Here is a 23,971-nt window from a genome sequence, read left to right as displayed (position 1 = left end):
ATGTCCTGCAAGGTATTTGTTCTGCCTTTCAATATCTCCAGACAATGACTGCAGCTTATCCTCACGTGATTTTCGTATCTCCTCTGCCCGCTGAGGATTACGCCTGAGTACATACCGCACACCATCTCCCGTCACCTCGGCTAACCCATGATCAAATAAATCCATTTGGATTACACCATTGTTTATCAGTGGCTCTATCTGTGGCTTTGTTATTGCCGTTATGTAGTGAAACCCTTCTGCCTTTAAGTCCTCAATCTGCTTACTCTTTATCATCCCCCGATCACCTACGAATGTTACCTCTTTTGTCCCAAAACGCTCTGTAACTTTCTTTATCTGAGATGCAAATGTGTTGCTGTCATTGGTATTCCCTGTAAATACTTCGATTGAAAGCGGTACGCCTGCCTCATTACACAAAAGACCTATCACTATCTGGCGTTTCCCTTTCTTGCCATCACGGTTATACCCGAAGGCGGACAGCTCATTATCTGTTCCCTCTAAATAACTGCTCGTTACATCATAAAGAAACAACCCCGGATTGTTCATTCTCCTAAAAAGCTTATCTTCTATCCTGCCCTGGTTCTCACACAGCCAATCAAGGTTGTTATACAAACTATCCTCATCGAACGTCTTAAGTCCTAATACATCACAGGCGGCATGTCTCGATGCAAGACGCTCTGCCGACAATCTTGAACCCTGCTCCATTACCCTTGCTATCACTTGCCACAACGCCAGTTTCCCTTCCGGTGTGTTTCCCAATGCTTTGTCAATACCCAACTGGCGAGCTATGTCGTATATTACCCACAAAGCTCCAATCGATAATCCCTGCATAGTTATTACGCCTGCGGTTACTTGGGTAAGGTCCTTCTTATGACGCAATGCCAGTCGCATCGCTGCAATCTCCTCTGGTGTGCATTTCGATATGTTAGCTATCGTGCGATGCTTAACCTTTTTCCCATCGCGGTATGACTCCCGCAGCAGATATCGCTTATATGTCTTACCATTTACTCGCAAAATTGACTCATCTACATACATAGTGACTACACTATAAACTATTTACCACACTATTGTCAAGCTATAAATGAATTATATTTTATATAATAGTGGCTACTTATAGACGCGCTTTGCTCTAACTCCCATTTCTATATGGTTTTTATTGGCTTTTCGCCAGGAACATCCGTTTCAAAAGAATTATATCCAGGCCATGCTGCTTTTGGTTCTTCTGGAGCATATGCCATGGTTACGCCTTTTCTTGCGGCAAATTCCACCACTGCACGCGGATTAACTGTTCCATCTTTATTATAACCATTTGGCGTTATATTATCTCTTTCCTTGTAATTTTTAAGCCATGCATTTAACGTAGGTGGGTCAACGTTCACGCCGTGATAAGAGAGTATCATTGCCGCATTAGTCATAGTCAAATAGCAGCCTTTTTCCCTTATTGTGTACGGAACAGAGCCGGGGGTGGTACATGGGATTTGATCCTCCTTTTTCGGTGTGTGACACATGTTATCGTAGGCGTCTTCATAGGCTGCTTGATTGTAAACTGGTACTTTTCCAGGCTTGATTTGGGGTAAAAGCGTAAACTGGACTGTTGCAAACGGGGCTGGATTGGTACTGTCGTTATGGTAGAGATTTATTTGATAATTACCGCTTTGACTGCATTGAACAAATATAGGCCATGAGATTATGGTACTGGGTTCATCGCATTTTGCATAGCTTGACGGATATACAAAACAATGATGCCTGCCATTATAGCGCGAATAAAAAGTTATTGTTCCCCAGTAAGTTGTCTTGCCGTCAGGACTTGTGACTGAGGCAGACCAATTATCGCCGTCCCCAGCGTATGTAACATATACCATCGCCTGAACAACTGCATCTCTAAAGTAGGCCGTTGAATCGGTCATCTGTACGAACTGTTTTTCTTCCGCAGGATACCGCCCCAAACCCTGAAATGTGTTAAACGCTCCATATGCGCAGGTTACAATTGTGAAAATAAAAACCAGGAGGCTCATCGCCAATATCGTTACATACTTTGCGCCTTTCATAATTACCCCCTTAACTTTGATGAACGGTTTGTTACATCGCTTCGTTTTCCTTAGTCCTGCCGCTTAAATAAGCGGCCTGTTTAATGTCATACTATCACCTCCAGCATTATTTGCATGGCAATTTGGTTCTTTTTTTTAATAAGCGGAGCGTTTAGTAAACCGCTCCGCCTAATTTCTAACATACATAACCTAACGCAAATACAACCTACTACGGTACGATAAACACCAGCCTGTCCGTATCAGTGGCCATTCTGCTTGGCAGCGTACCATCAACCGACAATACGAGGGTATTTCTGCCCTGATTAAGGTTTAAAGTTACGGCCTCGGCTCTTCCTGCTTTGGGACGAAACAAAGAGGTGACGTCATTCCCGTTCAGAGCAGCCGTAAACGTCTCAGCCTTTATGTTCTTGTCATAGACTATAACTAATGTATAGCTCGTTTTCCCCTGAGCAAGCGTAACAGGGCTGCTGGTTGGTGTTACGTATGAAAGAAACTTGTTTACATCTGTGGGCCTTTGTCCCTTCCCGTCAAAGTTCCCATCAAGAGCGCTGAAGTCAAGATCGGTCGTCAACTTTGAGTAGTTGAAACCATAGATGTGTACCTCGTTTGGGGTGATAGGTACGTTATCGAAAATCTTTGTTCCTAAAGAGTTGCTGACATCAGGATTCCAAGAACTTATATCTAATTCGTAATTGCCAGTGCCAGTGCCAATAACTTGCAGTTTAAAATCTCCTGCTACTGGTCTACCGATGTAAAGCTCTTTGTATTCATGTTCAAGCAACTCGGTTGGATATGGTTCTGTATCATCATCAGGGTAAAGATAGTCATAGTACGAATTAGGTATTTCATTATATCTAATGCCCGAGTTTGGATCATACCCAATCCTCCTGCCAAGCGAATCTGTAATCAGAAGCTCTCCAGGAGAATGAAGTCTAAACGTTAGTCCTGATCTACCCTCGAGCGTGAATTCCGGCCCGCTAAATGTCCGAAGCTGGATATAGTTATTATTGTTGTAGCGTTGTTGCAGTGTGGTAGCAACTCCGCCAGATGGGTCAATTATCTTGACTGTTGTTCTCTCTGAGTTTCTGCCTGTAGCGGTTACCCAATGACCAGGGTTTCCACTTGGTTTGATGATATGCGGGCCGTAAGTACATAAGTATCTATCCAAAGAACTATATCCAGACCAACCTGTTGTTGGTTCTGAAAGATCATATGCCATATTTACGCCTTTTTCTGCAGCATAGGCTATTACAGCAGTTGTTTGAACATTTCCTTTTCTATCAAATCCAGCAGACGTTATGTTATCACTTTTCTTATAATTTTTCAGCCACGTGTTTAACGTAGGCGGGTCAACGGTCACGCCGTGATAAGAGAGTATCATCGCTGCACTTGTCAAAAAGCAGCCTTTTCTCTTTATTGTGTATGGAACGGCGCCAGGAGTGCTGCATGGGATTGTTAAACTGTTATTATCTGGATGGTGACAAATGTGATCATATGCATCCAGATAGGCTGCCTGATTGTAGGCCGGTACCTTTCCATCTTTGATTTGGGGCAAAAGCGTAAACTGAGTTGTTGCTACTGGGGCGGGGTTGGTATTCTTGTTATAGTAAAAACTCATCTGATAGTTACCGTTTTGCCTGCATTGAGTGTTTATAGACCAGTATATTTTGGTACTAGTAATGTTGCATACTTCATTTAGCCCAGGATAAACAAAACAATTTGACTTGCCGTTATAGTTGGAATAGAAAGTTACCGCATTCCAGTCAAATGTACTGCCATCAGCTCTTGTGATTGAGGCAGTCCATGTATCGCCATCTGTGGCTCCTGCAACATGTGTCCTTGCTTCAACCAATACATCTCTAAAATAGGCAGTTGAATCAGTCATCACTACATACTGTTTCTCTTCAGCAGGATACCTCCACATACCTTGAAATGTTGTAGATGCGCCATAGTCATAGGTTAATATAATGGAAATAACAATCAGGAGGCTTGTTGAAAATATCCTTAAATACTTTGCGCCTTTCATAATTACCTCCCTAGTTTTGAAGAACTGTTGTTTTCATTGTTATTTCGTTTTGATCCCCTTAGTCCAGCTTCTTAAATAAACTGCCTGTTTGGTATCGCCTTATCACCTCCTACGTTAAGCACGTGTGCTATAATGTATTGTGATAATGTTACGTACTCGTAACACTCGTGTTATATTTACTATATATATACTATCATATCATATCTAACATGGCATTGTCAAAGAAATAATTATGTTGATATTCATGTTGACAGGACAATATTGTAGAATATTACTATATAGATGCTCAGACTTATGGCATAGTCGTTAAATACTATTTTATTGATATAAAGGCTGCCGGTTAGTGTAGAGTGCAGTTATTCCAAGTTAATAATATGTGAGCAAAAGAAGTATTTTCCGACAGATTCAGTTGGTATTACCTACAATAGTCTCGCCTTTCCACCATGACTAAGACGCATTGTTAAACGTCACAACCGTCCCTTTACTCTATGACCGTTGATAAAATAATACAACACCCCAAGCCCTATCGATGACGCCCTCAGCGCTATGAAAAACGGCGACAATATTCCAATAGCCTTGTCTGCCTTAAATGCGAAGGCCGCAAACCTGGCAGTTGATAACAAAAATAGTATAAATAATAACAAAGACGCATATAACGCCGTGTGAACAAGCGCTGAAAGCGCAAGAAGGAAAACGCCGCCAAAGAGCGTCAGTATCTGAATTTTCAGGCTCTGGGGCGTGTATGTATCTTTTATCATCTTATCAGGGTATCTCTTATAGACGACCATGCGCCAGTAGCCGCGCTGGAATTTAATACTGCCGTAGCGCCTTACCGACGCCGGATGATTGAGGTGATATACTATGGCGCTGCCATTAAACACCATCTTATGCCCTGCCGCTGACAGCTTATACGAAAGGTCTGTGTCCTCGTTATTCGCAACCGGAAAGGACTCATCAAATCCCCCTGCGCTGTTAAATACTGCCTTCCTGAAGGCAGCCGCGTATGTGTCTATCATGTCGATAGACGGGGCATTTCTCAGCATCGCAAATCTTTCCTCGAATTCAACCTGGGCAAATCTGGCCGTCAACTGCCGCTGATTTGTCCTATAAGCACCTTTGACTGCTGAGACTTCCGGGTCTTCAAACGGCCTTAACATCTCCTCTATCCATGAGCCTGTGACCACGCAGTCGGCGTCTGTAAATAGGATTATCTCTGCGGCTGCCTCCCGCACGCCCATGTTTCTGGCTGAGGCCGGGCCGCCGTTTTCCTTGCGATAATACCTGATTGGATAGCCGCTGGCTATCTCCCCCGTCTTGTCTTTTGAGCCGTCGTCTATGACGATGACTTCATAGGTCTCCAGAGGGCAGGTCTGCTTAAGCAGGGCCTCCACACAGCGGGCAATGGTCTCCTGCGCGTTATAGGCCGGGACGACTACAGATGCCTTAATCGCAGTGTTCCCCTTTTTTTAAATCAGAGCCTCTCAGCAGATATTTCATAAAAGTCCGCGCCGACTTTACAGTCCTTTTCAGCTCCTCAGGGTGAGCTATAACCTGCCTGAGTTTATAGAGCAGATAGGCCGGTCGCAGGTAAAACTCCCTCCGCGCGTTATCACAAAAACGCACCAGCGCCTCAGAGGACAACTGCTCGGTCTTTATTACCGTGTTGTGCAGCCCCCAGGGGGTCAGCCATTTGGAGAAATCCTTTGTCGTCAGAAGCCCCCTTTCGCTGTACCAGTCATAGGCCTCTGTCCCCGGGTATATCATCATGGGATAAAACTGCACGGTATCTGGATTCAGCCTCTTTGCCAGCGCTAGTGTCATGTCCATTGTCTGTTTTGTCTCACCGGGCAGCCCCACCATAAAGCAGCCGTGTACTAGTATCCCCGCCTTTCTTGCGTCTTCCATGAATTTACCCATGTTTTCAACGACGGTCTTCTTTTTTATGTTATCAAGCATCTCCTGGCTTCCGCTTTCAAACCCTACGCAAAATGAGCGGCACCCCGCGCGTTTCATCACCCGCATTGTCTCATAGTCCAGCGTGGCGCGGGCATTTGCCGTCCATGAGATTTTTATGCCCCTTTTGATAATCCCCTCTGAGATTTCAACGCATCGCTTGCGGTTGGCCGTAAACGTATCGTCTTCAAAGAATATCGCCTTCACGCCATCGAAAGCGCTGATTATGTATTCTATCTCATCGAGGACATTTTCCACGCTTCGCATTCTCAGCTTATGCCCCATCAGCGTCTGTGGATATACACAAAATATACACTCATGTGGACAGCCGCGGCTTGTTGTAATTGTCACCATTGGAAACAGGGCATTTGGATTAAAATAGTTCTCCATCTTCAGGAACCGCTTATAGATGCGGCTTACGAAGGGCAGTTCGTCAATGCTGCCAATCGGGGGGCGCAGTCCGGTGTTTGTACCATCTTTAAAATAGAGACCAGCAACGGCGTCAAGCGGTGTTTTAATGTATAATGCCTCAGCAAGGGCTGCAATCGTATAGTCATATTCGCCTACTGCAGCGGCGTCTATCGAGGGGTTGAGCTTCAGGGAATCTTCTGGCAGGGCAGTTACATGTGTGCCAACTATTACGATAAAGGCATCGGGAAGGGCAGTTTTCAGTGCATTGCAGACCTCTGCGTCATTATAAATGCTTGGCGTGCTTGTATCTACGACAATGAGCGACGGCCTGAAATCTTTTATTTTCTGGGTTACGCTGGACATATCAAGGCCGTCTGCGGGGGCGTCTATCAGGTCGATTGAAAAGCCAGCCTTCTCTGCCGCCGCTGCCGCATAAGCCAGCCACATTGGATAGTACAGAGTTCCGCTCTTTGTAACCGCAGGGCTGCGCTGTGGACGTGAGAACTTACTGATATAGGGCGGGTTTAGGAATGTTATCCTAAAGTCTGTTTTTTCGTCTTTTCTCATTTATTTTTCTCCATTTATTATCACCTGACCATCTTCTTTATAATTTGTCCATATTGTCTATCTTGTTCTTCCATAAATCCCTTTGTGCCGTGAAACTCTATAGCCGAGTTAGGACATACGCTAAAGCAATAGAGACAACGTATACATTTGCTCTGCCACTGATTGCCCATCCCCGCGTTTTCGTTAAGGGCATGAGGCAGCGCTATCTCTGTCGGGCAGTATTTGGCACAGATACCACAGTTCGTACATTTTTCCTTTTTAAGAGACAGCCCCTCCCACTGCATCTCGTCCCTGATGAATACATCCTGCCTCAGACCGGTAAGATAGAGCAGCTTTCCCCCAATCTCCGTAGAGCACAGGTAGTTAAACAACGGCGTCTGCCTGATTGCAAGGAAATATTTCTGCCTCTTTGGGCTGTGTATAAACGTGGCAAGCGGGCCTGCCGTTGGCGGCTTAAATGTATGAATACGCTCAAGCGGGAATGCCTTTACAAATTTTAAGTGCTCCTCCGTGACTATCCCCCTCCTTTTAGCCGCGGCAATCGGGCCAATTTTCTGATAAGGGAAAGACGCAAACCGGGCGCACATCAAATCAACGATGTACGGGTCATCACCGGCAAATATAACCCCAGTCCTGCGTGGGGTGCCGCGTGTGGGGCCAAGCCCTTCCATGGCTATTACGCCGTCAACTATGTGCAGGTCTGGTTTGACTGCGAGATTCAGATTCACGATGTTGTCTGATAGGGCGCCGTGGGTCTTTTTCTTATTTTCCTGTCCTACGAGGCAGCCAATCAGGTTTTTCAGGCATACGGTCATACCGGCCTCGAAGTGGGTCTTGAGCTTCGGCATATTTATCATAAAATCTGCCTCTACGCATTCCTTCGCAACTCCGGCCTCTACACCCTTTTCAAAATGTACAGGGGCAGTGTCTGAGTAGTTAAAATCCTTTACCATGACACCGTAGTAAAGCCCCAGCTCGTCGTATCTCAAGCGCTCAATGACACTTATGTTGCTGCGATAGTAACCGCTGTTTGTGCCCTCGCCTATTGTAATGCTTGTGTACCCGCGGTCTTGTAAGTACTCTATGACGGCGGCCACTACTCTGAGGTCGGTTGTGTTGCCTGTGAGAGCATTCATGTTGCTGTTGAGGTTGGGCTTGATGAGAATCTTACTTTTCTTGTCAGGTGGGAACACATCTGAGTACCTTTCATCAAGGAGCTGCTTTATCCCCGATTTAATCTTTTTTACGCTGTCGACTGTTATGGCGTCAAATCTAAACATCTATCTCCTTTAGTAAATCCTTTATGGCGGCAATAACGTCCTCCACCTCTATTGCTTCCATGCAGGCATGGAAATGTTCGTGCTTGCACGTGCTTTCGTCACACTTATATCTGCATTGAAAATCCTTCTCAACGACCCTGTGGGGATTCCCAAACGGTGCAGTCTCAATGCTCTTAGACGGCCCGAATAATGCCACAACAGGCACATCCATAGAGGCGGCTATGTGCATCGGGGCGCTGTCATTGCAGACAAATATCTGAGACTCTGAAAGCACACCGGCAAGTTCCCGAAGCGTCAGCTTACCGGTTAAATCCACCGGCCTTGTCCTCATCAGTTTTAAGATGTCCTTCACATAATCTGCGTCCTTTTCAGAGGCGGTGATTACTGTCCTTATGCCAAGCCCTGTTTCTATCCTATCATACAGGGCTGCGTATCTCTTTAACAGCCATTTCTTAAGAGGAATCCTTACGCCGGGGTGAACTGCGACAAAGGGGCTCTTTATATTATTGTCTCTAAGGAGTTTCCTTGTGTTGGCCTTTTCCTCTTTAGTCAGATAAATGCCCCATTGTATATCTTCAACTGGGCAGCCCAAATATCTTGCAATATCAAGATGATACTCTACCTTATGCTTCAGTCCGCCGTATGGCACAACGTGCGTTAATAAAAACCCGCCGCCGCCAACTCCATAGCTTACCTTATACCTCGCTCTCAGCGGCTTAACCAGCATGAGGATTTCCCTGATGTCTGCCCTTGCCTCAATTACAAGGTCAAACGTTCTAGTCTTCAGCTCCCGCATGAACTCAAAATAGCTTTTTCTCTTGCTTCCACTTGCCGGTGCATAGAACCAAACAGGGTCATAGGCGATTATATCATGGATATACGGGTTGGTTTCAAGCACACTGGCTGCCCCGTGCGAGGTCAGAAAGGTGATTTTGGCGTTTGGAAATCCTTCGCTCAGGGGTTTTAGAATTGGCAGCGTCATTATGGCGTCTCCGATGTAGGCGGTACGGATTACCAGGATGGTGTTTACCAGCGCTGGGTCAATTGCCTTTTTCCGCCTGAAGAGGTTAAGCGGGGTGTGGAGCAGGCTGCCCAGCATATCGCCTGCCGCTGTTGCGATGAGTTTCTTTTTATTAATTATCTTATATTTCATGCTGTAACTCAAGCAGATACTTTAGTATCCAATATTTTTGGCCATTCGGTTCTGGCGGTTGCGGTTGTACCCATTGATAGTTTTCAGGGTGATTGTCTTCGTAATAAATATTTGGCGGATTGTTGTTACACCTTGTTGAGCGCGCCTGTCCAGCTCTGGCCTTGTTTAAAAGCTCTATGGCGTGTCCTTTGTACGTGTCCTGCATGTGGTCTGTAGCGGCCTGATACCTGAAATAATCACAGGGTATGCCGCCAATAAAGGCAGCGGCCTCACGCTCCCTCCAAAACGTATCATTTGACATGGGGAAGTCCACAAGCGGATCATGAGTGTCGTTCTTCGTAATATTAGCCCTGTTAGACGGGCCTTCCCAGTCAAACAGATATTTTATCTGGCAGCCGTGTACGGGGAAGCGGCAAAGTGCCCCTGCGGCAATAGTTATCCCAATGGAGAAGGACAAAATCCCGACGTTTTCACGGTTGACGCCCCCGATGCTGAAAAACCGTTCTATTACCGCTGAGAGTTCCCTCTGATGGCGCGCCCCCCAGTAGTCCTCTTCTCCGGCTGTCCTTCCTCTGCCAGAGGGGTCATAATGGAGGACGACAGCGCCAAGCGCTGCAATATCGTCTGCTGTAACCTCGGTAAAGCCGTCATAGGCCGTGCCTGGTGAGCCGCCGCCCGGGACGATTATAACGCCCGGAGTGCTTGCTGTGGCAGCGCTCAGCGGCCTGTGTACATGGGCGTAGATATCAGGCCCGCCTGGATTTTTAATCCACAACTCTTCATATCCTGTCCTCAGAACAGGGCGGCCTAGCAACTCACCCAGCAGCTCACTGGGCAGCCCCGCAGGAAACGGCTTTTTAATAAAGTTTATTGGCAGGGCGTTATAGACGCCCTTTATCAGTTTTCTTAAGATTTCCGTATCCGCCTATTTACCTGTCTTTTCTATCAGGCCGTATCCTTTTAGAAGCTCCAGCAGCTTTTGTGTATCAATAGGTTTTGTCAGGTAGTCCGTGCAGCCGCCCTTGTAGTATGCCTCTATTACGTCCTTAGGGGAATCAAGGGCTGTGGTCATCACTACCTTTGCCTCATTTTTTTGACTTAGTCCCATAGACCTTTCCTTTTCCCTGATTGCCTTCAATGCCTTTATTCCATCCAGTTCAGGCATCATTATGTCTAAACAGATGAGGTCATAGCGCTGCCCCTCATCAACTGCCAGCATAAAGGCCTCTACTGCCTCCATGCCGTTTACTGTCACGTCGCAGTCTCCATATGGGCTTAAGAAATGCTGTAACAAGGTACGGCTTGTGAAATCGTCTTCTGCTATTAGTACTCTCATCTTATTCCTCCCTTATATTAGCTTGTAGTCAGCAATGGCGGCAACCAGGTCATTTATCTCCTTTTCAAGCTGTGGATAGAGTGAATGAGCCTGAGAAAGGTCTAATTTTCTTGCTGCCATCTCCATTCGCATCGCCTCGTTCTTAGTCCTTATACCGCCTATATTTGCGGCCATACCCTTTATCGTATGCGCGGTTATCTCCACCTCTGGGGCATCGTCAGCGGCAAGGGCGTTCTTTAATTTAGTCATATTAACCGGTACATCATCCCTGAAAATGGCACAAATCTTTTTGATAAACACCTCATCGTCGTCGAGCCTGTTAAACAGTTCTTCTTTGTCAAAGACAACGCTCTTAATAACTACAGGCGTGGGGGGCGATGCCTGCGGAGGGATTCTGTCCATTGTACGCTCAATTACCTCTATCAACTGGACCATCGATATAGGCTTTGATATATAGTCGTTCATACCGGCGCTAAGACAACGCTCCTTGTCATCATTAAATGCGTTTGCAGTCATGGCTATTATTGGTATGTCTGGGTTGAACTTACCGGATTTTGAATCTCTGATATAGCGCGTTGCCTCAAGGCCGTTCATCTGAGGCATTTCCACATCCATCAGCACGACATCAAATGGTTCCTTTACAAGGGCGTCAATGGCCTCTTTGCCGGTGTTCGCTACTGATACGGAGTGACCGTTTTTCTCTATTAAGCCGATGGCAAGTTCCTGATTGACGATATTATCCTCGGCAAGGAGTATCTTGTAGTAGCTCTTTTTCGCTGCCGATGCGCTGGAGTAACATGGTTTTGCCACTGAAGTCTCACTTAAGAACCCGCCCAATGCCAGGTGTATGGAATCATACAGCATGGAGCGTTTTATTGGCTTTGAGAGCGAGCCCCACGCTTTGAGTTCCTTCCAGCGTGTCTCTGCGGCTTTGTCCTGCCCATAGACCATCAGGATTACCTCTGCCTCAAACGTCAGCGGGTCGGTCTTTATCAGTTCTGTCAGGTCCGCTGGCTCCATGTCGGCAATCCCGGCATCGAGGAGTATTATGTCGAAGGGTTCGCTTGCCTCTGCCGCTTTTTCTATGGTGTCGAGTATGGTTTTGGCGTCTTTTGCCTCTGAGACTTTCATCCCTGCGGCCTCAGACATCTCCTTGATGATTGTCCTGCTTAGGTCGTGCCCCTCTATCAGCAGGATTCGCTTGCCGGTGAGTTTTGCTATTATGCTATGAGCCGGTGGGGGTGGCTGTACTGCCTTTTTCAGCAGTACGCTGAGGTCAAAGGTGCTGCCCTTGCCCTCTTCGCTTACAACTTTTATATCGCCCTGCATAAGGGTTATCAGTTTTTTCGTTATAGTAAGACCCAGGCCCGTGCCGCCGTATTTCCTCGTGGTAGAGCCATCTACTTGCACAAAGCTCTCAAATATTTTATCTGCCTTGTCTTTTGGAATACCAGGGCCGGTGTCAGAGACCAGGACGCGAAGTGCCGCATCCTTATTTATGCTATTCACGCTATTGACGCTGGACGAGGGGCATGTCTCAAGCCGGATACTAACTTCACCTTTTTCAGTAAACTTGAGGGCATTACCTGCCAGATTAACGATGATCTGTTTAAGTCGAACGGGGTCTCCCCTGAGCATAAGCGGTATGTCTGCGGCAATATGTGACAAAAACAGGATTCCCTTTTTTTGAGCCTGTACGCTCAGGGACTCAACGGCCTGGTCGATTACGTCGCGGATATCGAAATCAATCTCCTCAAGTTCCAGCTTACCGGCCTCTATTTTCGAGAAATCCAGTATCCCGTTTAAAAGTGCCAAAAGTGAGGTGGCTGATTCTCTCAGCATCGACAGGTACTTTCTCTGCTCTTTATTTAGCGGGGTGTCAAGGAGCAGCTCTGCCATTCCAATTATCCCGTTCATCGGTGTGCGCAGCTCGTGGCTCATGTTGGCGAGGAATTCGCTCTTTGCGGCGTTGGCTGCCTCTGCTGTATCTCTGGCCGTTTTCATCTGTTGTTCAACGGTTTTCATAGCCGTAATATCAAACGATACGAATATTACAGACCTCAGCCTGCCCATGTAATCATAGACGGGGTCGGCATTTGTGAGAAGATTAATATATGAGCCATCTTTTTTTCTGAATCTGAATTCGCAGCCCTGCACGCTCTTGGTCATGGTCTTCAGGCACTGTGCAGATAATCCGGAGATGTCGTCAGGATGGATGAATGAATAGAAATTTGAATTGGCTAAGTCTTCAGGATTATACCCTGTGCTTTCAGAGAAATACTTGTTTATAAAATGCAATTGCCCTGAGAGGTCAATCTCGGCGACGAACTCGTTCATGTTCTCAACAAGGGTGCGATACCTCTTTTCTGACGCAACAACGGCCTCTTCTGTTTTTCTTTGTTCTGTTATGTCGCGGGATATGCCCATGAAGCCGACAGGATTGCCGTCACTATCTCTAAGTGTGGAGGCTGAGAGATAGGCCATAAACCTATCGCCGTTTTTTCTCTTGTTCGCTATGATACCTCGATAGCTGCCTGTCTCTGTGAGTGACTTATATATGTTAAGCCCCTCGGACGGGTCATCATACAAAGTATCTGCCTTCCTGCCCATCACCTCATGGGCCTCGTAACCGAAGATTGCCTCGGCAGCCCTGTTAAACTCTATGATTGTCCTGTCCATATCGACGGCGATGATCATGTCTAGCGAGCAGTCGATAATGTCCTCAGCGTATTTGTGCAGCGTTGTCATAGTTTCCTCAGATTTTGGCTGCAAGCCCAGCAGCAAGGCTGCCCGCGATAACGCCTATTTCGTATGTCTTGCCGCTCATTTATATTGCCTCCAAACTTCGACCTACACATGTATTGTAGCATTTCAACGAAGTTCTGTCATAGGTTCATTATCTTAATTATCGTGAAGTTCTACAAAAACATGACCCATAGAAATAACACAAAACATTTTGCTTGACAAATGACACATACTGTGTTATGCTATTATCAATAGCACTACTATAGTGGCTAGTTTTTCAGCGCATTATCATCAGGCAGGGCAAAATAGCCGCATTAGCGGTATAAAACCAGACCACAGGAGGACGTAGTATGTCAACAAAATTTTGGGTTCAAGATGAAGACGGAAAACTTGACGGCAGCTTACCGGGCGTCCCGAAAAAAGGATACGTAGCTGAGGTCTCTGAAAAAGAGGATGGATTCGTTGACTTCAAAGTAAAACAGTTCCCTGATGCTGATGAACAAGAAAAGAAGCGACGTAAAACCGACAAAATAATTGCGGCGATTCTTGATATATTAAGAAAAGGGTTAAAACAACACAGGTCAATTGATATATTTAAGATACTTAAGTTCAAATCTATATTCACCTTAGAGGAAGTAACCGCTATGTTCGAGATGTATGCACAGTACAGAAAGATGGGAATTGCTATGGATAAGGCACGTAAGTTAGGCATAGATCCAAGAGAGTTAGACAAATTTTATCACTGCAGGGCGCATTGCATAGGCAGCAGGGTAGGACTGGGTGGAATTGCTGCTTCACATAAATCGGAGTACGCAAAGGAGCTATGGGATTTATTTCTAAACGCTACTGGATACGGCACCATCAAAGGGAACTTTGAGGAGAGAATTGTAGCCAGTATAATAGACACCATTGGAGATTTGGCTGCTAATAGTCAGGGGAGGATAGGCGACCCTCGTAAGTCCTGCAATGAGATATGTAACGACCTTTGGCCTGATAGCATTCCTCTAAAAATCAGAGACGAGGCAGATCAGGAATTCGGGAAATAGCATCAATAACTTTCAGTACTACTTTGAACGTTTTGTCTCAATACTGTTTGAGAATATCTTTTTGAATCAATGTTGAATACAACTGACGCAACCATTGCTAACAATGGTTTAGCTTAATCATTGTTAGCAATGTCTAACAGACTAATAATTACTTCTACGCATATTTACAAATTGTCATCAATTGTTTATACTACATCAATGTTGAAGAAAATCTTACAAATATTATTAATTGTATTGCTATTGGCAATAATTATATCACTATTACCAATTGGTTTCGTATTTTTAATGTCAGGGCTATTGAAGGATAACGTTATAGAAGATTATATCTTTATGAGTCAGACAGAAAGATATTTTGAAGGAACCGGTCACTGTGATGATGTGATTCTCACTGGCTCTAATATTAAATTTTACAGATTGAAGCTTGACAATTTTACAAAGGATGCGTATGACATTGTGGTCAGTTCACTAGTTGAAGGTTCTGGACATTACTGGGATAGTCCACATTACTGGTTAAGATTTAGTTATGAAACGTTTTCAACATACTGTCCTGAAGTCGATGAAAGCAAGACTGCCATGCCATATTTATTACTATCTCCAGATTGGTGGCCTCGTGAATTAGGAAAGTATTTTATCCCAACAATGCGTTCAATAAACCGCTCCAACTATAAGTTTTATTGCTGTGACGCTACACGCATTAGTTACGGCTATGCATATTTTGAATATTTCGCCGTTGACAATATAACAAAAAAAGGATATTATTGGAGAACTATGAGAACGAACATGTCTGAAGATGACATCCAAAAATACTACTAATAACATTCTGCCTTTAATGCTGTCTGAAGATAGCGCTTTTAATCACAGATATGTTCAGCTACCTAATGTAACCGCAAGCATTGCTCACAATGGTTATTTACGCTTATGATGACCAGAGGCATAGAGACTTGTGTTCAGGAGAAACGCTGCAAGTAGCCGCCTCATTGCAGCGTTTTCCTTGGAATATCAGCTATTTAAACGAAGCACCTTTTGTGTATTTCCAAAGATGACATCATTTTTAAACCCATGGGCCGCCTTGATTCTTATGTCCTTGTCGAGCGGGTTTTTGATTTGCATGATCTCTACGTAATCACTTGGTTTCATCTTATGCGTTACGAAAGGTAAATGTGCCGCGGCGTCTATTGGAATCGGAAAGTCTGAGCCGTTAAGCAGCCACTTAGGTGGGAAGTTTTCCACTATTTCTCGTAAGAACGGGATGCGTGTTGACAACGACAGCGCCGACGTATCAGCCCAAATCTTCACCTTGCCGCCCGTGTTCATTGCCTTCATAAAGTCATAAAACTTGAGCGTTTCGTCCTTGTCGATAAGCGGAAATACCGGGGAAGCGCAGTGTGCTGCAATGACCGTCACCCCGCAGGAAATCGGCTTGATTAATAACCCAAACCGGTCGAGATCGTTCTTAGCGTCCTTAGCACTCCTCTCTATATTTCGTACCCCTTCGGGGAAAGAATACTCAGGGCCAATATGACATAAAAGCGGCAGCCCGGCCTTGGCAAGTGTATCGTAGTAAGCATCGTGACCGCCCTCGATGTGAATGTGCTGAATCGACGGTATCCACTTCATAAGCACAGCGTCAGTCTCATTTATTATGTAATCAAGCTCTTCTTTCCAGTCATTCCTGTTTGGATTAACCGACGCACCAAAATAAAAGCGCTTGTTTACCCCCTGCTTTGTCAGTTCTGCGTTTAAGTCCTGCACCTTTTTATACAAAAAACGATTTGAGACATAGAGCGTGATTATCTTGTCCATACGCTTATGCGTATCCGGGTCAAAAGGGGCGTCCATAGCAAGGAGGACGACGCTGTCGATCTCTTTAGATTCCCTGAGTGTCTTGAGCATAAACTTGAAATACTCATCGGACGAAACCGCATTGTCGCCGTTAGTGTCAACTCCGCCCTTTACCATATCATGCTCTATCGCTGCGTACAAGATTCTCGTAAACCAGTGAGGTGTGTTTTCTCTGTTGAAATACACATCAGTATCAATGTTCTTAATGTCTATGCCATTACCCACAACATGGCAGTGCATATCGATTCGCATAAGTAGCTCCTTGATTTACAGGTTTTCAATCATGCCTAACACGATTGTCAGCTGTTTTTTAGCTGCTTGATTGAATTTGTACCAGTGAGTGCCTTTTAAGGTTATTTCGTTTTTAAACTCGATGCTTGCCCCATTTTTTTGCAGCGCATCGTTAATCCATGTGTTGTTGTCATACGCAGGGACAGCTTCTTTGACCTGATTCTGTACAAAATTGGAAATCGCATCAATTCTGGCGTCGAAATCGACGGCAGAATTGATGTCAGTGTAGCCTTTTTTTACGTCATTCCATGCTGGCCCTTTTCCAGTATATGTTCTAAGAGTTGAGTAGATTTCCTTTACCGCGTCTATTGCCCTTGTTTTGTTTTCGATTTGCCTCATGCCTACATCAAGCCGGTGATCAGTCCATATCTCTGATATAACATCGGGGGAATGACCGGCCTCAGCATGTCCTATGTTAGGAACAAGATACTTCTTTACGTTATACCATGGATACACGGAGTTCCAGTCTTCCTGAATTCCTGTAAAATTCTGATGAGACCACGTGTCGGCGAATGTGTGCAAGGCTATTCCTAAGCGGTATGGGTCATTGCTTTGCAAGGCTTTCATTAATAGATTTTGGGCGTTTTGAGAATTTGGTGTAGTGCTTAAAGGGTTTGTTTTTCCTTTAACCGAGATAGTCATGTCATTTCCCGGAAGGAAATGAAACGGGACATAAACGAACTTCTGAATATACGGGTCGACAGACAGCGGCGACATCGATTGGGTCATAATTGGACAGTAATGACCGCCGGTTGAGTATGGTATTTTTTCAGGGAATGGAATTTCTGCACCTTCTTCGCCAAACCATCTCTCGCTGTTGTCATCGGCAAATTGCGACGCATGGGCGATGATTTCTGGCTCGTTGCATTGAGTTAACCTTGCAATCGAATAAATAATGTTATAGTGAAAATCTCTTTCCATGTCTTTCTCCCCTGCATGTTTACAACTGAATGATAACGCGGACTAAGCCCGCGGTCAGTATGTGACAGTACACACTATTTATAATGCAATATTCATACCATAGCTGTCAATCACGACAACATATTGTTTTATAAGGAGATTTTACACCTTCTCCAATTATGTAAAGACTAATGCTATGGAACTTGATACCATTTAACAGTAATAAATCCCATACTACAGATTTTTGCTGCCTGAGGAGAAAGGCTTCTGGCTGTATTCCATATGTATATTTATTTTGTAATCAAACTTTAACACAACGTTCATTCTACTGTAACATGCGGCGTGTTAATATGGTGTACGTATTGAGGAATGGGGGGATTAAACGAGTTCTCAGTCGGAGGAGGGTATTTATGTGTCCATACTTTGAAATGTCTGGTAAGTCATGCGATACGGTGCAAGCTTGCTCAATTGGGTGTTTTGATTGCGATAACCTGAATATGTGTCAGAGTAAGACCTATGAAGTCTGTCCAGTTTACGTAAGGAGCCTGTTCACAAAAAACGTGAGAAACGACCCTGAGTTTGCCGCTGTTTAGGCCCGGCAGCAGCCACAAGGCGCGCATTTTTGCCCTTGCGCACATTGCCAGTGAAATCATCTGGCTCGATTATTACAGCTCTACCACCTGCTGTACGCAATAACGTTATCACCATCAATATCAACTGCCTGTATGCAATTTGCAAAAAACAGCCATTTTGTGTGAAACTATAGATGAGGAAACGCCTGATGAAGAAAAAAATCATCGTCGTTGATGACGAAAAGGACATCGTGGAACTTATATCGTACAATCTGGCTAAAGAGGGTTTTCATGTTACATCGTCTTTTAACGGCGAGGATGGACTTAATAAAATTAATGCCCAGCGCTTTGACCTGATAATCCTCGACCTGATGCTCCCCGGTATTCAGGGCATCGACCTCTGTAAGACCCTGAAGACCTCCGGCGAGACTGCAGACATACCCATTATCATGGTAACTTCTAAGTCAGAGGAGTTTGACAAGGTGCTTGGCCTTGAGATGGGCGCTGACGACTATATTACGAAGCCGTTCAGCATACGCGAGCTTACGGCGCGTGTCAAGGCCGTGCTGCGGCGTACGCACGAAAAGGCCGCCCTTGAGCCGTTGTTGAAAATCCTCAAAATAGGCGATATAGAAATAGATACCGACACGTACAAGGTTCAAAAAAAGGGTGTTCCAGTGAAACTCAGTGCCACTGAGTTCAAACTCCTGCTCTATATGATTCAGAGAAAGGGCAAGGTTCTCTCTCGCGACACGCTCCTTGACGCAGTCTGGAAAGATGAGGCATTTGTTGAACCACGCACAGTTGATGTCCACATCCGCCGCCTCAGAGAACAAATTGAAGATGACTCCTCAACGCCTGTTTATATAAAGACCCGCCGCGGCATCGGTTACTACTTCGAGGACATAGCGTGAATTTTAAGCGACTGCTCCAGCGCGTGGCAACCGTATATGGCCTGATGGTTTGCTCCATCATCGCGTTTTATTTAATAACCGCCTTCTACGTAAAGAACATGGTTCATTTTGTGGACGTTCATGTTAACATAGCCGCTCATCTGACATACTTGTTTTTTGGTTTTTCCCTTCTGGGTTCTGTAGTAACGGTCATTATTATCTATAGGGATTACAGAAGGAAGGAGAAGTTTTTAAAGGAAATAGAACAGTTTTCAGAGATGGTTTCACAGGGGGCAATCGCTGATAAGGTTTTTTTCGAGGACTATCCCGACCTTGCCGGCGTCTACAACTCCCTCAACGACATTACCAGAAGGCTGAACGAGAAATTCGCACGCACCGAAGAGGAACGCTCCCAGCTTAACGCCATACTGGAAAGTATCCCCGATGCCCTTGCCATTATTGATAACAAAAATGAACTTGTCTACGTCAACGACAACGCCTCAGAGTTTTTCAACTACAAGGGGCCGATAAAAAATAAACCACTCATCGAAATAATCAGAAGTTCTGACCTCATATCAATGCTCGATAACGTGAAGAAATATGATAAGACCAGCAGCGGAGAGATATTTCTTGAATATCCGTTTGAGAAATATATGCAGGTACGCATGTATCCATTTTATAAGAAAAATGATCTGACCGGTGTGGTCATATTATTTCACGACATCACCGAACTAAAGAAACTCGAGACGATGAGAAAGGACTTCGTTGCCAACGTATCACACGAGATAAAGACCCCTGTAACGGCAATCAAGGGGTTTGCGGAGACGCTTATAGAAGGGGCAATCAATGACAAGGAAGACAGTCTTAAATTCCTGAAAATAATCATATTTCACAGCGAACGCCTCAACAGGCTCGTTGATGACCTGATGACTATCTCAAAGATTGAGCTTGGAGTGTCTAAATTACAAAAGACAGATATTGACTTCTCCCAGATAATCGACGACGTGATTGAAACACTCAGAGGCAGCGCCGAGGCCAAAGGGCTTTATATAAGGAAATCTGTGGACTCAAAATGCGTCAAGTCCCGTCTAGCTCTGAACGCCGACCGGGACAGGGTAATCCAGGTGCTGCTTAACATAGTAGATAATGCCATTAAGTTCACACAGACAGGCGGCATAGAGGTTGGTTTTGGTACTGATTCGCGGCGCTGTTTCTTCTTTGTCAGGGACACGGGCAGCGGTATCCCCAAACGTTGTCTTTCGAGGCTTGGCGAGAGATTCTACAGGGTTGACCCGTCGCGCTCGCGTGAACTTGGCGGCACAGGTCTGGGCCTGGCAATCGTTAAACACATCGTAAAGGCCCATGACTGGGAGTTGAAAATCGAAAGCGAGGAAGGTGCAGGCACTACTATTAAAATTATTGTCGAGAGGTAGATTATGAAGGTGATGAATGACTAATGTGCTGAATGGGGCGGAGTTAGAGGTGAAAAACCTGAATTTTTATTATGCAGGCAACATTCACGCACTGAAAAACATAAACGTGCCGGTTCACCAAAACGCAGTAACGGCGTTGATAGGGCCATCGGGCTGCGGCAAGACAACTCTGTTGAGGTGTTTTAACAGGATGCACGACCTATACCCTGGGAGCCGCTACGAGGGTGAGGTGATGTTTAACAACATAAACATCCTCGCCGAGGATATAGACGTTATAGACCTGCGCAGCCGAATAGGTATGGTATTTCAAAAACCAACACCGTTCCCTATGTCGATATTCGACAACATCGCCTATGGCCTCAGACTAAGGGGTATTAAAAAGAAGAGTGAGCTGCAGGACCATGTTGAGACAGCCATCAGGCAGGCCGCCCTGTGGGATGAGGTAAAACACAAGCTCTATGAAAGCGCATATACGCTCTCAGGCGGACAGCAGCAACGTCTTGTCATTGCCCGCGCGCTTGCCGTAAATCCAGAGGTGCTGCTTTTTGATGAGCCAACGAGTGCACTTGACCCGATATCCACTTCTAAGATCGAAGAACTTGCCGTTGAGCTAAAGCAGACTGTCACAATACTCGTTGTTACGCACAACATGCAGCAGGCAGCGCGGATGAGTGATTTCACAGGTTTTATGATGCTTGGTGAACTCATAGAATTCGACAATACGGATGTGATATTTACAAATCCGTCCAATAAACTCACAGAGGATTACATATCAGGAAGGTTTGGCTAATGGCAATAAGGGACGACGAACTAAAACATCTGAAGGAAATGATATTAAAAATGGCCTCATTGGTGGAGTCATCCATAAGGGACAGCATCAGGGCACTGGTTACTCAGGAGCCTTCCATTGCCAATGCGGTAATTACTGCCGACCACACAATCAATGCCTTTGACGTGCAAATAGATGAGGAGTGCATAAGGCTTATAGCAAGGAGGCAGCCTGTAGGCCGGGACCTGCGCTTTATAACTACGGGGATGAAGATTACCTCAGACCTTGAGCGAATAGCTGACCACGCTGTAAATATTGCAGAGCGTGCCCTTAAGCTCTTTGAAGTACATCCTATGAAGGCATACTCAGACCTTTCCAGGATGCGTGAGATTGCCCAGCGCATGGTCAAAGACGCCATTGACTCTTTTGTCAACGAAGACAAGGCGCTGGCTCAGGAAGTTATTGACAGGGATGCAGAGGTAGACGACCTGAACTCTTCTGTCGTCAATGAGCTGATGCTTGTAATGACAAAAGAGCCGGGAAACATAGTGCAGGCCAGTCAGTTGATATATATATCAAGGAACATAGAGCGCATCGGTGATCACGCCACGAACATTGCCGAGATGGTTATCTACATGGTAGATGGCAGGATAGTAAGACATATGGCCGACATCACGGGGCAGACACCGTAGGCATTAAAATATATGATATATCTCATTGTATGAATTATAATCCTGCTGTTAGAGTATATGCAGGCAGTAAAAATTTTGCAAACTCTTTGGAGGTATAAATATGGCAGAGGTACTGGATTTAAAGAAATCAATGATGTTCTATCCCGACAGAATCTCTCGGGAGATGCTGTCAGACAAACCTGAGATGCGTATAGCGCTGATGTGCCTTGAGGCCGGTCAGGAGCTGAAACCCCACACAGCACCGCTGAGGCTTATGATGTTTTGCGTAGAGGGGCGAGGTATATTTACCGTCGGGGAAGAGGAGTTTGAGGCCGACGGCAAGACAGCGATTCTCTGTGACCCGATGGTTCCGCACGGGTTTAAGGCGTCACTTGGCGAGCGGCTTGTCGTAATGGCCGTCGTAACGCCCGTAGATTAGCAGATTAACCGATTAGAAATCTGGTGTGTGGGCGCTGGCTGCGTTGGGAATTAGCAGCAGGTGCCGCCCTCAGAGCTGCAGCCGCAAGACGGCTCCCCTCCGGTTATCATCCCGTTAATAATTGCAGCGGCGCAGCCAACCCCTGAGGATACCCTTATGGCGTCAAAGGCACAGTTATTTTCACACGCGCCGCACTCCATACACTTGTCCTTATTGGTTATGCTGGCCTTTGCGCTTGCGATGATAAACACACCATGCGGGCAGACCTCAGCGCACATACCACACCCGGTACATCGTTCAGCGTCAAATTGCAGTGTCGATACCCCTGCTAAATATATCATATGACCCCCGATTTATAGAGTATCAACGAAAACAGCGAGGCCACCCCGAATACTATGTATGCGTATACAGCATATTTCAGTTCCTTTTTAACACCCGACATCCCAGTAAAGGTTGTAGAGCCGGTAAACTGAAGGGCAGCAAAAGAACTCACTGCGGGAAAGAATAAATATGCAAACAGCGTAAGGGACAGCGGCATTGCCGGAAACAGTTTTTGTGCTAAAAACGTGGTCAGAAGCCCTGTCAGCCATCCCTTCAGCGAAAATGCCCTAAATGGAATCACAGGCAGACATACCGGCGTTATAAACGCCCCTGATAAAACAGCAGCAAGGCCAAGCAGCAGAAAAGGTACGCCGTTATAAAACGCATCTCTAAAGACAATCCCTGTGCTATGCACTCCAAAATAAATCAGCACAGCCGCCGCGAACACTGGATACCACTTAAGCATAGGAATTATCTCCATAGGGGTGAGTATCAGCCTGTCTGCCAGGGTAAAATGTACAGCGCGCATCTCTTGCGTAGCCTTGCAGCCGTTTTTAATGTAGGCAGCAATATCTGCCGCGTACACCGGTCCAAACAGGACTCTGAACCCTGTGGCCTTCAGTACCTTGTGCGCGCTTACACCTACCGCCCCAAGCTGAGGCACTATCAGCTTCCTGTGCCGTACACAAAGGGGCAGATTTGTATCAAATATTTTTTTTACCAGTTCTTCAGTCGAGAAAGTCCCTTTTCCAGCGGCACACCACACATTTATACCCTTTGTGTCGAGTACTAAAATCCATGCGTTTATCCCTGCAAGCGCGCTCCTCAGCTTATCAAAACTCAACTTATAGTTGGCGCTGACAAACACGTCCGAGTTCTCAGACGGCGTACCAACGACATAAAGGCCGGGTGTAACTGTGTAGTGATTTCTGAACGCAGTCAGCCTACACTTCACGGCACCCCACTTATCGTTCCATGATAGTGTTGCAGAGACTTTTTGTATATTAAATAAAGCATTAGTAGTGCCGGTGGAGGATACCGCAGTATGCCCACAGTGGCATTGTGAATTGCCGGAGGCAGCCTCTGAGGGGCAGCAACCACTGCTGTTTGTCTTTTCAGAGTTTACCATTATAGTTAAAGATTATCACAACTCCGGCATTCTTAGCAAATCCAGCACTTAGGGCAGACAATTTCTCAGCTTGCCATTTTCTTCGAAGGGAGGTTATTATTGGACATTGATGTTATGGGCTAAAATCGGGCCTGACACAGTTTAGTTAA

At 45.6% G+C, this 23,971-nt stretch carries 21 protein-coding genes; 7 read left to right on the top strand and 14 right to left on the bottom strand.

Annotated features, from left to right (window positions below; translation table 11 throughout):
• The 10 genes from ASN18_RS14220 to ASN18_RS14175 form a co-directional block, all read right to left on the bottom strand.
• A partial coding sequence (locus ASN18_RS14220; protein WP_236861777.1) for an IS1634 family transposase occupies positions 1 to 1,011 on the bottom strand: 1,011 nt, incomplete at its 3' end.
• A gap of 128 nt (positions 1,012 to 1,139) precedes the next feature.
• Positions 1,140 to 2,045: a hypothetical protein gene (locus ASN18_RS14215; protein ID WP_085053447.1), complete on the bottom strand. Its 906-nt coding sequence runs from the start codon at positions 2,043 to 2,045 to the stop codon at positions 1,140 to 1,142.
• A gap of 208 nt (positions 2,046 to 2,253) precedes the next feature.
• The gene (locus ASN18_RS14210) at positions 2,254 to 4,071 is read right to left on the bottom strand and encodes a C39 family peptidase (RefSeq protein WP_085053446.1); all 1,818 of its coding nucleotides are present in this window, start codon (positions 4,069 to 4,071) and stop codon (positions 2,254 to 2,256) included.
• A gap of 467 nt (positions 4,072 to 4,538) precedes the next feature.
• Complete coding sequence (locus tag ASN18_RS14205; RefSeq protein WP_085053445.1) at positions 4,539 to 5,519, bottom strand: glycosyltransferase family 2 protein; 981 nt, start codon at positions 5,517 to 5,519, stop codon at positions 4,539 to 4,541.
• Positions 5,515 to 7,002: a B12-binding domain-containing radical SAM protein gene (locus tag ASN18_RS14200; RefSeq protein ID WP_085053444.1), complete on the bottom strand. Its 1,488-nt coding sequence runs from the start codon at positions 7,000 to 7,002 to the stop codon at positions 5,515 to 5,517. Before ASN18_RS14200 ends, ASN18_RS14205 begins: the two co-directional genes overlap by 5 nt.
• Before the next feature lie 20 nt (positions 7,003 to 7,022).
• Positions 7,023 to 8,282 (bottom strand): DUF362 domain-containing protein, encoded by a 1,260-nt coding sequence (locus ASN18_RS14195; RefSeq protein WP_085053443.1) that lies wholly within the window; start codon positions 8,280 to 8,282, stop codon positions 7,023 to 7,025.
• Entirely contained in the window at positions 8,275 to 9,435 is a 1,161-nt protein-coding gene (locus tag ASN18_RS14190) for a glycosyltransferase family 9 protein (RefSeq protein WP_085053442.1), read from the bottom strand. The genes ASN18_RS14195 and ASN18_RS14190 overlap by 8 nt, the downstream gene beginning before the upstream one ends.
• On the bottom strand, positions 9,425 to 10,210 hold the full coding sequence (locus tag ASN18_RS14185) for an alpha/beta hydrolase family protein (protein ID WP_157073013.1): 786 nt from the start codon (positions 10,208 to 10,210) through the stop codon (positions 9,425 to 9,427). The genes ASN18_RS14190 and ASN18_RS14185 overlap by 11 nt, the downstream gene beginning before the upstream one ends.
• Before the next feature lie 150 nt (positions 10,211 to 10,360).
• Complete coding sequence (locus ASN18_RS14180) at positions 10,361 to 10,771, bottom strand: response regulator (protein WP_085053440.1); 411 nt, start codon at positions 10,769 to 10,771, stop codon at positions 10,361 to 10,363.
• Positions 10,772 to 10,783: 12 nt separating this feature from the next.
• Entirely contained in the window at positions 10,784 to 13,519 is a 2,736-nt protein-coding gene (locus ASN18_RS14175) for a hybrid sensor histidine kinase/response regulator (RefSeq protein WP_085053439.1), read from the bottom strand.
• A 347-nt stretch (positions 13,520 to 13,866) separates the two neighbouring features.
• On the opposite strand from ASN18_RS14175, the gene ASN18_RS14170 reads away from it, so the two are divergent.
• Both ASN18_RS14170 and ASN18_RS14165 read left to right on the top strand, forming a co-directional pair.
• Positions 13,867 to 14,562 carry a hypothetical protein gene (locus tag ASN18_RS14170; protein WP_085053438.1) on the top strand — a complete coding sequence of 232 codons (696 nt, stop codon included), beginning with the start codon at positions 13,867 to 13,869 and terminating at the stop codon, positions 14,560 to 14,562.
• Positions 14,563 to 14,760: 198 nt separating this feature from the next.
• Entirely contained in the window at positions 14,761 to 15,375 is a 615-nt protein-coding gene (locus ASN18_RS14165; RefSeq protein ID WP_157073012.1) for a hypothetical protein, read from the top strand.
• Positions 15,376 to 15,561: 186 nt separating this feature from the next.
• Here ASN18_RS14165 and ASN18_RS14160 read toward each other — a convergent pair whose 3' ends face one another.
• On the bottom strand, positions 15,562 to 16,656 hold the full coding sequence (locus ASN18_RS14160; protein WP_085053436.1) for an amidohydrolase family protein: 1,095 nt from the start codon (positions 16,654 to 16,656) through the stop codon (positions 15,562 to 15,564).
• A 15-nt stretch (positions 16,657 to 16,671) separates the two neighbouring features.
• Positions 16,672 to 17,616: a DUF6765 family protein gene (locus ASN18_RS14155; protein ID WP_085053435.1), complete on the bottom strand. Its 945-nt coding sequence runs from the start codon at positions 17,614 to 17,616 to the stop codon at positions 16,672 to 16,674.
• Between the two features lie 760 nt (positions 17,617 to 18,376).
• Between ASN18_RS14155 and ASN18_RS14145 the strand changes: the two genes are divergently transcribed.
• The 5 genes from ASN18_RS14145 (at position 18,377) to ASN18_RS14125 (ending at position 22,372) form a co-directional block, all read left to right on the top strand.
• A complete protein-coding gene (locus tag ASN18_RS14145) occupies positions 18,377 to 19,081 on the top strand; it encodes a response regulator (RefSeq protein ID WP_085053433.1) in 705 nt (234 codons plus the stop codon).
• On the top strand, positions 19,078 to 20,493 hold the full coding sequence (locus tag ASN18_RS14140; protein ID WP_085053432.1) for a sensor histidine kinase: 1,416 nt from the start codon (positions 19,078 to 19,080) through the stop codon (positions 20,491 to 20,493). Before ASN18_RS14145 ends, ASN18_RS14140 begins: the two co-directional genes overlap by 4 nt.
• Positions 20,494 to 20,509: 16 nt before the next feature.
• Complete coding sequence (gene pstB, locus ASN18_RS14135; protein WP_085053431.1) at positions 20,510 to 21,283, top strand: phosphate ABC transporter ATP-binding protein PstB; 774 nt, start codon at positions 20,510 to 20,512, stop codon at positions 21,281 to 21,283.
• Positions 21,283 to 21,954, top strand: coding sequence for a phosphate signaling complex protein PhoU (phoU, locus tag ASN18_RS14130; RefSeq protein WP_085053430.1), 672 nt, complete (start codon positions 21,283 to 21,285; stop codon positions 21,952 to 21,954). The genes pstB and phoU overlap by 1 nt, the downstream gene beginning before the upstream one ends.
• Positions 21,955 to 22,054: 100 nt before the next feature.
• Complete coding sequence (locus ASN18_RS14125) at positions 22,055 to 22,372, top strand: cupin domain-containing protein (RefSeq protein WP_085053429.1); 318 nt, start codon at positions 22,055 to 22,057, stop codon at positions 22,370 to 22,372.
• A gap of 50 nt (positions 22,373 to 22,422) precedes the next feature.
• Here the strand turns inward: ASN18_RS14125 and hgcB are convergent, their stop codons facing one another.
• Positions 22,423 to 22,713 (bottom strand): mercury methylation ferredoxin HgcB, encoded by a 291-nt coding sequence (gene hgcB / locus ASN18_RS14120; RefSeq protein ID WP_085053428.1) that lies wholly within the window; start codon positions 22,711 to 22,713, stop codon positions 22,423 to 22,425.
• Complete coding sequence (gene hgcA / locus ASN18_RS14115; protein ID WP_085053427.1) at positions 22,710 to 23,822, bottom strand: mercury methylation corrinoid protein HgcA; 1,113 nt, start codon at positions 23,820 to 23,822, stop codon at positions 22,710 to 22,712. Before hgcA ends, hgcB begins: the two co-directional genes overlap by 4 nt.
• Positions 23,823 to 23,971: the final 149 nt, after the last annotated feature.

This window comes from Candidatus Magnetominusculus xianensis (assembly GCA_001541255.1).
Lineage (GTDB): Bacteria > Nitrospirota > Thermodesulfovibrionia > Thermodesulfovibrionales > Magnetobacteriaceae > Magnetominusculus > Magnetominusculus xianensis.
The sequence above is the reverse complement of the archived record's forward strand: the minus strand, read 5'-3'. Positions and strand labels throughout refer to the sequence as shown.

What these genes read in the sequence shown, in the direction of transcription:
- ASN18_RS14215 (WP_085053447.1), bottom strand. Translation starts at nt 2,045, where the DNA reads ATGAAAGGCGCAAAGTATGTAACGATATTGGCGATGAGCCTCCTGGTT.
- ASN18_RS14210 (WP_085053446.1), bottom strand. Translation starts at nt 4,071, where the DNA reads ATGAAAGGCGCAAAGTATTTAAGGATATTTTCAACAAGCCTCCTGATT.
- ASN18_RS14200 (WP_085053444.1), bottom strand. Translation starts at nt 7,002, where the DNA reads ATGAGAAAAGACGAAAAAACAGACTTTAGGATAACATTCCTAAACCCG.
- ASN18_RS14195 (WP_085053443.1), bottom strand. Translation starts at nt 8,282, where the DNA reads ATGTTTAGATTTGACGCCATAACAGTCGACAGCGTAAAAAAGATTAAA.
- ASN18_RS14190 (WP_085053442.1), bottom strand. Translation starts at nt 9,435, where the DNA reads ATGAAATATAAGATAATTAATAAAAAGAAACTCATCGCAACAGCGGCA.
- ASN18_RS14180 (WP_085053440.1), bottom strand. Translation starts at nt 10,771, where the DNA reads ATGAGAGTACTAATAGCAGAAGACGATTTCACAAGCCGTACCTTGTTA.
- ASN18_RS14175 (WP_085053439.1), bottom strand. Translation starts at nt 13,519, where the DNA reads ATGACAACGCTGCACAAATACGCTGAGGACATTATCGACTGCTCGCTA.
- ASN18_RS14170 (WP_085053438.1), top strand. Translation starts at nt 13,867, where the DNA reads ATGTCAACAAAATTTTGGGTTCAAGATGAAGACGGAAAACTTGACGGC.
- ASN18_RS14165 (WP_157073012.1), top strand. Translation starts at nt 14,761, where the DNA reads ATGTTGAAGAAAATCTTACAAATATTATTAATTGTATTGCTATTGGCA.
- ASN18_RS14160 (WP_085053436.1), bottom strand. Translation starts at nt 16,656, where the DNA reads ATGCGAATCGATATGCACTGCCATGTTGTGGGTAATGGCATAGACATT.
- ASN18_RS14155 (WP_085053435.1), bottom strand. Translation starts at nt 17,616, where the DNA reads ATGGAAAGAGATTTTCACTATAACATTATTTATTCGATTGCAAGGTTA.
- ASN18_RS14145 (WP_085053433.1), top strand. Translation starts at nt 18,377, where the DNA reads ATGAAGAAAAAAATCATCGTCGTTGATGACGAAAAGGACATCGTGGAA.
- pstB (WP_085053431.1), top strand. Translation starts at nt 20,510, where the DNA reads ATGACTAATGTGCTGAATGGGGCGGAGTTAGAGGTGAAAAACCTGAAT.
- phoU (WP_085053430.1), top strand. Translation starts at nt 21,283, where the DNA reads ATGGCAATAAGGGACGACGAACTAAAACATCTGAAGGAAATGATATTA.
- ASN18_RS14125 (WP_085053429.1), top strand. Translation starts at nt 22,055, where the DNA reads ATGGCAGAGGTACTGGATTTAAAGAAATCAATGATGTTCTATCCCGAC.
- hgcB (WP_085053428.1), bottom strand. Translation starts at nt 22,713, where the DNA reads ATGATATATTTAGCAGGGGTATCGACACTGCAATTTGACGCTGAACGA.
- hgcA (WP_085053427.1), bottom strand. Translation starts at nt 23,822, where the DNA reads ATGGTAAACTCTGAAAAGACAAACAGCAGTGGTTGCTGCCCCTCAGAG.